Annotated in this window: 7 protein-coding genes; 1 reads left to right on the top strand and 6 read right to left on the bottom strand. The window is 59.2% G+C overall.

Going from position 1 to position 9,988, the window contains the following annotated elements; all coding sequences use genetic code 11:
• Window positions 1-472 precede the first annotated feature (472 nt).
• Window positions 473-3,700 carry a non-ribosomal peptide synthetase gene (locus BP38_RS0109565; protein ID WP_035724498.1) on the top strand — a complete coding sequence of 1,076 codons (3,228 nt, stop codon included), beginning with the start codon at window positions 473-475 and terminating at the stop codon, window positions 3,698-3,700.
• 193 nt (window positions 3,701-3,893) lie between these two features.
• On the opposite strand, the gene BP38_RS0109560 is transcribed toward BP38_RS0109565, so the two are convergent.
• From BP38_RS0109560 to BP38_RS0109535, 6 genes are read right to left on the bottom strand one after another with little or no spacing between them, the layout of a single operon-like run.
• On the bottom strand, window positions 3,894-4,703 hold the full coding sequence (locus tag BP38_RS0109560) for an IclR family transcriptional regulator (protein WP_026987547.1): 810 nt from the start codon (window positions 4,701-4,703) through the stop codon (window positions 3,894-3,896).
• 34 nt (window positions 4,704-4,737) lie between these two features.
• A complete protein-coding gene (locus BP38_RS0109555; protein WP_081816572.1) occupies window positions 4,738-6,075 on the bottom strand; it encodes an NAD(P)/FAD-dependent oxidoreductase in 1,338 nt (445 codons plus the stop codon).
• A 3-nt stretch (window positions 6,076-6,078) separates the two neighbouring features.
• Complete coding sequence (locus BP38_RS0109550; RefSeq protein WP_026987545.1) at window positions 6,079-7,080, bottom strand: ABC transporter ATP-binding protein; 1,002 nt, start codon at window positions 7,078-7,080, stop codon at window positions 6,079-6,081.
• Window positions 7,077-8,090 carry an ABC transporter ATP-binding protein gene (locus BP38_RS0109545; protein ID WP_051609180.1) on the bottom strand — a complete coding sequence of 338 codons (1,014 nt, stop codon included), beginning with the start codon at window positions 8,088-8,090 and terminating at the stop codon, window positions 7,077-7,079. Before BP38_RS0109545 ends, BP38_RS0109550 begins: the two co-directional genes overlap by 4 nt.
• Entirely contained in the window at window positions 8,087-8,980 is an 894-nt protein-coding gene (locus BP38_RS19955; RefSeq protein ID WP_035724495.1) for an ABC transporter permease, read from the bottom strand. The genes BP38_RS0109545 and BP38_RS19955 overlap by 4 nt, the downstream gene beginning before the upstream one ends.
• Entirely contained in the window at window positions 8,977-9,918 is a 942-nt protein-coding gene (locus BP38_RS0109535) for an ABC transporter permease (protein ID WP_026987543.1), read from the bottom strand. Before BP38_RS0109535 ends, BP38_RS19955 begins: the two co-directional genes overlap by 4 nt.
• Window positions 9,919-9,988 lie beyond the last annotated feature (70 nt).

The raw sequence follows: 9,988 nt of genomic DNA, 5'->3' as shown, positions 1-9,988 counted from the left end.
TGAGGCAAATATGCCTCCCATTGCTACGCTATTGCAAGCTGCAACATGATCCAATTTGGCTAAATCCACGAGAGCCTTTGTAACTTTCGGTAGGCCTACCTTGAAGACAGCTCCTCCCTGGACGCTGTCCCTCTCTGGACATAACTTGAAAGAGTAGGTTGCTGATAGAGGCCGTTTGCGAAAATGGCTGCGTTGGAATCGAGCTGCCGCTCACACCACTAGTATGCCTGTCATTGACAGCTTGGCAAACCATCCAGAGCGTTTCTCACGGCCGAGAGAAGGATGCATCCATTTCTGAAAGTGACAATCAGAAGCCACTCTATTCGCGAAACATCGTTTCAGGACTTTTCACCTCTCCACCGGCCGTTGCAAAAGCGATGAACCCTTTGTTAACACGATCAGGTCAAGGCTGGTCGCCATGTGCGGACGATCAGAAGTCATTTCATAACCCGACCTGCAGAGGACATGGAGAATGATGTCGACGGGGACCTACGGTCTGGAGCTGACGACACAGCAAAGATCGATCTTTTTCGACCAGATTCTGCACGCAGACGCACCCTGTTACGTCGTGGGGGGATACTACGACTGCCGGTCCGTCTGCCCGGAGCGACTCGACAAGGCGATCCGCCAGGTCCTGGCGCGCAACGATGGACTGCGCGTCGTCATCCGCCAGGACGAGACCGGGCCCTGGCAGGAGATCGCGGAACCGCCTTCGGCACCGGTTCTCACCGTACATGATTTCCGAGAGGCAGGTGACGCAGCAGCCCTAGCCTATCTTAAGCGGGCCTTCCCTGTGCCGATCCCGCTCGACGGCGGACCGCTCTACCGTTTCGAGCTGTGCCACGGCGACACCCAGACCTTCTGGTCCTTCGCTGTGCATCACATCGCAATCGACGGCTATGGCAGTGCTCTGCTGGTGCAGGAAATCGCGGCTGCCTATAACGACGAACCGATGGCGCCGCCTTTCAGTTACAGCCAGGCTGTTGCAGACGATACCGAATACCTCGCATCCAAGGCCTACGAGGCCGATCGCGAATTCTGGCGTGAAGAGATAGGCCAAGTCCAGGAACCGCTGCTGCCGCGCCGGCATGCTGCGACCTATCCGGGAAAGATGCCGCCGAGCGATGTCCTCGACCTGATGCTCTCGCGTGCCTTCTACGACCGGCTGCAAGCACATGCTGCGGCGCGCAGCCTGTCGTTTCAGCACCTGCTGCTTGGCGCTTTTGCCTGCATCTATGCCCGTACCGAGGACCGCGAGACGGTCACCTTCGGTGTGCCGCTTGCCAACCGACGTGGGCAGGTCGCCAAGCAAACGGTCGGTCTCTTTGCCAGCACAGCGCCTGTCGAGATTGCCGTCGATCCGGCCGCCAGCCTTGACGATTTGCTTGCCCACACAAGCCGGGCCCTGCGCCGGATCTATCGCCACCGCCGCCTGCCAGCCGACGAGATATACCGCCTCAGCGACGCAGCAGAACGGCCCGACGGCAAGCTGTTCGACATCACGCTGTCCTACACCAACCTGGACTACACGCTTAATCTTGATGGCGAGACAGTCCATGTCGTTCCGCTGGACAACGGCTGCGAGCAGATGCCGCTGACCCTTCAGGTCCGTGATTTCCAGACCACGGGCGACGTTCGTCTGGCCTTCATGCACAATCTGGCCTTCCTTGACAGAGACGAGGTGCGCGCCCTGCAAGCACGGCTCGTTCATGTCCTGACGGCCATGCTGGAAACGCCCCAGCTTCCCATCGGCGATCTGGATATCCGTCCGCCGGAGGAGCGCAAACTGCTGGCACGTCACGGAACGGGCGCGGACGCTCCCACAGCCGGCGGCCGGACTCTGTTCGATCTGATTGCCCAACAGGCAGAGGAAACACCGGATGCCATCGCGCTCGTCCAGGGCGCCGAGCGTTGGCGCTATGGCGAACTGTTATGCCGGGCAGAGCGCATCGCCGCCGCACTTGCCAATGCAGGTGTCCAGCCCGGACATCCCGTGCTGCACGCTGCACACCGCACACCGGCGGCAATTGCCGGGATTCTCGGCATCTGGCGCGCGGGCGGAGTCTATGTTCCGGCAGAGCCCGATTATCCCGACGCTCGACTTGCCTTCATGGCTGCGGATTGCGGCGCCTACGCGGTCCTGACGGATAGCGACCTGGCGCCACGGCTGAAGGCCGCCCTCGACCTTCCAACAGTCGCACTGGATGAAATCGAGGCAAAGCCTTCCGCGAGTTCACGTCCGATCGGGCCCGATCCCGAGGGTCCCGCCTATGTCATCTACACTTCGGGGTCGACAGGCACGCCGAAAGGCGTGCAGGTCAGCCATTCGGCCATTGCGGGTCACATACTGGGTATGTGCGACCTCTATGAGATGTCCCCGGAGGATGTCGTGCTCGCCTTCTCATCCTTGGCCTTCGACGCCTCCCTGGAAACGATGATGGGGGCGTTCATCTGCGGCGCCGGGGTGGTTGTACGCGACGATACCCTCTGGACGCCGGAGGAACTGCACGACAAGGTGCTGGCAGAAGGCATTTCGGTCGCCAACCTGCCGCCTGCCTATCTTGCGCAGTGGGTCGCGGCATGGTCAGACCTGCCACCGCTTGCCGGCAGTGCGTTGCGCCTCCTGATCTCCGGCGGCGATATCCTGGACAACACCGTGGTTCCGGCGGCCGAGGCAGCAGGCGTGCGGCTTCTGAACGCCTACGGCCCAACCGAGGCGGTCATCACAACGACAATCTTCGAGGCAACCGGGCCGTCAAAGGGCCATGAATCGACAGCCGGTGCCCGGCGCACTCTGCCCATAGGACGGCCGACACCTGGCCGGCAGCTTCATATCCTCGACAGGCATGGGCGCCCGCAACCGCATGGCGCCGAGGGCGAACTTCATATCGGCGGGCCGTTCCTGGCTGATGGCTATCTCGGTCGGCCAGAGTTGTCGGCCGGGCGCTTTGTCCCTGACCCCTTTTCCGTAAAAGCCGGGGCGCGGCTCTACCGTACCGGTGATCTCTGCCGCTGGCTGCCTGACGGGAACCTGGAGTTCCTCGGCCGTCTGGACGACCAGGTGCAAGTGAATGGTTTTCGCGTGGAACTGGGCGAGGTCGAGGCCGCAGCCCGGGACCTTCCGGAGGTATCAGACTGTGCCGCAACTCTGACCCGGGACACCAGCGGCGCCTATCTCGTATTGCATGTGGTAACCAGACATGGACAGGAAGAAGCCTCGGACCAGATGCTGCGAACAGCGCTCGCAAACCGCCTGCCCGGCCATATGGTGCCGACATCCTTCGTGCAACACGCAGAACTGCCACGTCTTTCTTCGGGCAAGATCGACCGTATGGCGCTCGCCGAGCACCAACCAAAACTGGGAGAGGCGACAGATACGGATGCCGCGCCCTCCACCCCTGAGGAAGAACGCCTGTGCACCATCTGGGCAGAGATCCTGGAGCGCCCGGTGCGCAGCGTCCACGAAAGCTTCTTCGCACTGGGCGGGCACTCGCTGCTCGCCATGCAGCTGGTCTCGCAAGTCCGCACGGCCTTCAGCATCGACCTCTCCATGCGCGACGTCTTCGAGGCCCCCACCATCACCGAGATGGCGGCACTTCTGCAGGAGAAGACTCCCACCACAACCGAGTGGGGGATCGAAACGGATGCACCAGACAGCCGTGAGTTCGTGGAGACTTCACGAGAACAGCACCTGATCTGACGTCCATGGAAGACAGACATCAGAAACTTCGGCCTGAGGCAATCGTGTTATGCAAATGCTCCCGGTCAGAGCGCTAAGGAAAGCAACCTTAAACGCCCAACTCCTTGATTGTTCCCTGCGCAGTGCTAAGGGCAAAAGCTGGACGCATTAAGGTCCAGTCTGACAAGGCAAATGAACGCAATCAGCAAGTTGCTCAGTTCAGAGCGTTACTTACAAAGTTGACCGAAGCGCGGCCGACCATGGGATCAAGCGGGTTGACTCCGCGCATGATAACCATGGCCTCTTCCGCCAGTTTTGATTTCATCAAGTCACGCTTGCTTTCCGACAGGCGACTGGTCAGGACGCAACAGCTGATGGCGGCCACAGGATGATCGTTGCGATCACGCACAGCGACCCCCAAGCCTGTGTACTCCGGAAGCACACGACTGCCAGTTCCGCGCGCAAATCCGCTATCACAAACCTGCAGCAACTCGTTCAGCAATCGTTCTCGGTCTATCCCGTATTCCCGTTCCAGGATGGGAAGATTATGTGAGATGATCTCGTCCTGTTCTGCCTTCGTCATGCGCGCCAGGATGGCAATAGAGGCTTGGCCAAGGCCAAGAGGCACCCTCCCTCCAATACCTCTGGTATAGCTGCGCACCGGATAATCGCCATCGCAGATATCGAGACAGACCACGTCGTATCCATCCGGCACGAAGAGAAAGAAGCTGTCTCCAAACTGCCCAGCAAGCCGAAGCAGGCTCGGCCTGGCCAGTTCCCTCAGGTGGGATCTATTGCTAGCTGTCGCGCCCCAGGTTAGAAAGGTAAGCCCCAGATAATAGCTCCGCTTGTCCTCACCCATGGCCAGCAGCCCCTGATCTACGAGGGTCCGTACGATGCGATAGGCCGTCGCCCTGTTCAGGCCGGTCCGCGCGACAATCTCGCGCAGGCGACAGGGAGCTCCCTCGGCAGACGCCACAGCATCAAGCACTGCAACGGCACGCTCTATTACCTGAACAGACACCTGATTTGCCCCTACAGTTACCGGACCGGAAAAATCACTCGAAAGTCTCGCCTCCGTGCAGGCGATCCGCAAGCCAGTCTTTTGTCCGGTTCCAGGTCATGAAGGCGGCGTGCAGGAACGCAAGCCGCCCGGCAGAGCGGTTCACCCCCTTGCGCACTGGCAGGGCAATGTCATCCGCTGTCGTCCCGGTCAAAAGACGCCCCAACTCCACCCCTGCAGCACTTGCAGTGGGAACCCCTCGCCCTGAAAACCCGATACAGGCCCATAAGTTCTCGTCCAGCCAATGGACCTGCGGCAAAGTCAAAGGCTGGGCATCCAGCCGGCCCGACCAGGGATGCTGGAACCGGATTGACTCAATCTGTGGGAACATCCAGCTGGTACGGTCCTCGAGCCACCTTGCTGTCACCTCTGGGTCGCGACCGATACGTCCCTTTGGATAGGCTGTCGTGACCAGCCTGTTATCGTCTGTCCACTTGTAGAGGATAGGATCCTTGTGCGTATCAACGAGAGTCTGATCCCCCGGAAGAACGGTGTGCCGCGTTTCCGCGGGCAGCGGGGCGCTCGCAAAGCCCATGATCGGGACGGGATAGGTTGCGCCCTGCAACAACTCTTTGGCAGGCCCTACGGCATAGGCTCCCGTTGCCAGAAGGACTTTTCGTGCAACGACACCCCCATGCGGTGTCTGCAGTTTCCAACCTTCGGCCTGGCGCGCAAGATTTGTAACCGGCGAGTCCTGAAAGAGTTGCGCACCTTCCTGAAGGGCCGCACGCGCCAACCCACGTGCATAGGCAGTGGGGTTCAGGTGTCCTGCACCTTTCAGAAGCCAGCCGCCATGGGCCCGTGGCGATCCCGACAGTTCCCGTGCTGCAGCCGCGTCGAGAATCTCGCCTTCCAGGCCCAAGGACTCGTAGAGTTCCTTTTTCTCCGATAGCTCCGAAAGCCGGTGGGGGCCATGAGCGATGCGCAGATAGCCGTTGCGCTTTGCTTCACAGGATATCTGGTAACGCTCAATTAACGAGAAGACCTGTTCCGCCCCGGACACCTGCAGGTGCGTCAACTGATCCGCCTTTGCCTTTCCCAATCGCTTTCTGAGTTTATCGGGAGAGGTGAGGTGAAATGTTGGTGTACAATGCCCGGCATTGCGGCCTGAAGCTCCGAAACCGATATGCCTGGCTTCCAGCACGACACACTCAACACCTGTGCGCGCCAGGTCGATCGCCGTACTCAGTCCGGTATAACCACCGCCAACAATGGCAACTTCACAAGTAACTGTTTCTTGCAGGGACTGGAGTTCCGGTCCTTTGGGTGCGGAGCGCCACCATATGCAATCTTCCTGCTCCCAGGGAATGTGTCCCAAGTCATCTGCAGCCATGCCTCAGACACCCTCCACCTGTTCACCCATCACTGAAGGATCATGCAGGTGGCAGGCCACGTGCCGGCCGGGTTCCACTTCGCGCATTTCGGGATAAACTTCACGGCAATGCGGCATTGCCTTCGGGCAACGTGGGTGGAAATGACATCCCTGGGGGGGATCGAGCGGAGATGGCACCTCTCCGGCCACTTTGACCGTGGCACGCGCAGTTTTCGGATCCGGCGAAGGTGAGGCCTCTCTCAGCATCCGTGTATAGGGATGCAGGGGCCGATCCAGCATGTCACGGGTCGGACCGCTCTCCACCAGACGCCCCAGATACATGACGCTGCCGCGTTGGCAGAAATAGCGCAGGACGCCCAGGTCATGGGTAATGAAAAGGAAACTGAGATTTCGTTCGGCCTGGAGCTTCTGAAGCAGCAGCAGAATCTGCGCCTGAATGGAGACATCCAGTGCCGAAACCGCCTCGTCCGCGACAATGAACTCGGATTCCAGAGCCAGGGCCCGGGCGATACCGATACGCTGCCTCTGGCCACCACTGAATTCATGCGGGTACTTTGTCGCCGCTTCAGCAGGCAAGCCCACGCTCGTCAGCAGGCTTGCAACGCGCTCGGGTATCTCGGCATCGGTGACGATCTTGTGGACCTTCAGCGGCTCTGCCAACAGGTCCCCAACCAGCTGTTTCGGATTCAAGGACGCATAGGGATCCTGGAAGATGATCTGTATATGCCGTCTCAATTCACGCAAGTGTCGCTTGGAAGCGGAGGTGACAGATTGGCCCTTGAACTCCACCTCTCCGGAATCGGGCTCGATCAGTCGCAGGAGCGCACGACCGGCCGTGGACTTCCCGCAGCCGGACTCGCCGACCAGGCCATAGGCTTCACCGGCCTTGACTTCGAAAGAGATGCCGTCAAGAGCATGAACCTTGGCCTTGCGGCCCAGGAAACCGCTTCGACTGTCAAACGTCTTGCGCAGTTGGGTAACCTTCAGGATTGCGTCATCGCTCATTGCCCCGTCTCCCCGTTTTCAGATTCGTAGAGCCAGCAGCGCACCTCAGTGGACCCAACCTGGAAACGGGGCGGCGCTTCCTGACGGCAGCGAGGCATTACGTGAGGACATCGCTCTGCAAATCGGCATGCCTCGGGAAAATCTACAATGGAGGGCACCTGCCCCGGTATGACCTGCAAGTCCTCCTTGTCGCTTTCCACGGAGGGGATGCTGGCAAGCAAGGCCTGTGTATAGGGATGGCGGGGTTCCTTGAAGACAGTCTCCACCTCCGCAACCTCGACCACTTCCCCGGCATACATGACCGCCACACGGTCCGCGACAGCCGCGACAACGCCCATGCTGTGCGTAATGAAGATAACGGACATCTGATTGCGCTCGCGAAGTTCGCGCAACTCGGAAAGGACCTGTGCCTGGATCGTTACGTCCAGGGCCGTCGTCGGCTCATCGGCCAGAAGAACGCTTGGCTGGCACGCCAAAGCCATCGCGATCACCACCCGTTGGCGCATTCCACCGCTGAACTGGTGGGGATAATCACGATACCTTTGCTCTGGAGCCGGGATCCTGACGGACTCCATCAGCTCCAGCGTTCTGCGCCTGGCCTCTGCCCCGGAGACCTGCATGTGGCTGGTTATGGCCTCCGAGATCTGCTCCCCGACACGCATGACCGGGTTCAGTGCGGTCATCGGTTCCTGAAAGATCATGGCCAGATCCTTACCACGGATGTGCTGGAACTTCCTGTCCGGCAAACCGACCAGTTCCTGGCCCTTGAAGTTGATTGAACCACGCGTACGAGAGCCTGGCTCGTCCACCAGCCCCAGAATGGCACGGCAGGTGATTGACTTTCCGCAGCCGGATTCCCCCACGAGGGCCAGTGTTTCGTCGGCCTTGAGTTCGAAATCGACGTTTCGGGTTGCCGCATACCACTTCCTGCCAATGCGGAACTCGATTCGAAGATCCTCGACTTTCAGGATCGTATCCTTTGCGCTCTGCACAGCATTCTCTGGCATCATTTTTCGCCCTTCAGCCGCGGATCCACGGTGTCACGCAATCCATCTCCCAGCATGTTCAAGGCAAACACGAGGATCAGGATTGCCAAACTGGGGAATATTGCGAGCCAAGGGGAATCCAGAATGTTCTTGAATCCATCCCGGATCATGCCGCCCCAGGTCGGGGTGGGAGGTCGAACACCCAGACCGATGAAGGCAAGAGAGGCCTCGACGCGAATGGCCGTTGCCAGCCACAAGGACCCCATCACCAGAACTTCGGGAAAGATATTAGGCAAGACATGGCGATACATGATGCGCAGGTCCGAGTATCCAAGCGCGCGGCCTGCCTGGATGAAATCCCGTTCACGCAGTGAAAGCGTTGGTGCCCGCGCAACGCGCGCGAACTGCGGAACCGTGGTCAAGGCGATCGCAATAATCAGGTTCGGCATGGTCGGACCCAGAATGGCAACGATCATGAGACCCAGAATCAGGGAGGGAAAGGCCAGCAGAACATCGGTTATCTGCGTTACGAGCTGATCGATCTTTCCACCATAATATCCCGCCAGAACGCCCATGGCGGTTCCGACAATCATGGCCAGTCCAACGGAAACCAGGCCGATGATCAGCGAGATGCGCGCCCCGTAGAGAATCCGTGAATAAATGTCACGGCCGACCGCATCTGTTCCCATCCAGTGCTCCGCCGATGGCCCCTGCAGGCGGAAAAGGATGTTCTGCTGTACCGGGTCATGAGTTGCAAAGATCGGCGCCAGCAGGGCCGCAATCACGATCAAAAGGAATACACTCATCCCAATCAAGGAATTGGTATTCCCCACGATAGCTCCAAGCGCATTACTGGCGGCATGTCGAAAGCGTGCTGTGCGGCTCGTCGCCGGGTTGTAGGGCATTGAAGTCATTGGTATTTCACCCTTGGATCAAGCAGTCCGTATACCAAGTCAGTTGCCAGGTTCACCAGAATTACGAGCAGGGTATAGAGCACCATCAAACCCTGGAGCATCGGATAGTCCCGCTGATTCATCGAACCGACGATCAACTTGCCGATCCCCGGGCGATTGAAGACGATCTCTGTCAGTACGGAATTTCCAATCAGGATTCCCACGTACAGGCCGATCACCGTGACAACCGGTATTATGGCGTTGCGCAAGGCATGGCGTCTGATGATCAGATGCCGTGCGACCCCCTTTGCCCGGGCTGTCTGGACATAATCCTCGCCCAGGACTGCAAGCATTGACGAGCGCGTCATGCGTGCGATGTAAGCAGCCATCAAGATACCAAGGTTCACGGTAGGAAGTGCCAGACTGAGTAGGCGATCCTCGAAACTGCCGCCACGCGCCGTGCTCAGCACAGGGAACCAACCGAGCCAGATCCCGAATACCAGTAGAAGCATGATTCCCGATACGAAGGCGGGAAAGGACAACCCCAGCAAGGAGCCGATGCGCGTCGCATAGTCTATGAATCGATTCCGGTGAAGTGCCGCCCAAATACCAAAGGGAATCCCCACAACGGCGCCGAACAAGAGGGAAGCCGCCGTCAGTTCAAGGGTGTAGGGCAACACCTCAAGTATGGAGTTCAGCACAGGTTCACGCGTATAAAGCGATGTTCCCCAGTCCCCTTGAGCCAAGCCCGTCAGGAAATCCAGAAACTGAAGATAGAGGGGCTGATCCAGGCCCAATCGCTCACGCAATGAGTCAATGGCGCTCTGGCTTGCCTGATCGCCCAACATCAACTGGGCCGGGTCTCCGGGGATAACCCTGGCAAGCATGAACACGAGCAACATCACTGCAAACAAAGTGACCATTGCATAGGATAGCTTGATCGTAACGTAGCGAAGCATGTTTGGAATCCTCCAGAACAGCCCGGACACCTGCCTGTAAGTGCAGGTGTCCGGGTTCTGTCAATCTGGA

Origin of the sequence: Fodinicurvata fenggangensis DSM 21160 (genome assembly GCF_000686045.1) — a bacterium.
In the GTDB taxonomy this organism is placed as follows: Bacteria; Pseudomonadota; Alphaproteobacteria; order Kiloniellales; family DSM-21159; genus Fodinicurvata; species Fodinicurvata fenggangensis.
The sequence above is the reverse complement of the archived record's forward strand: the minus strand, read 5'-3'. Positions and strand labels throughout refer to the sequence as shown.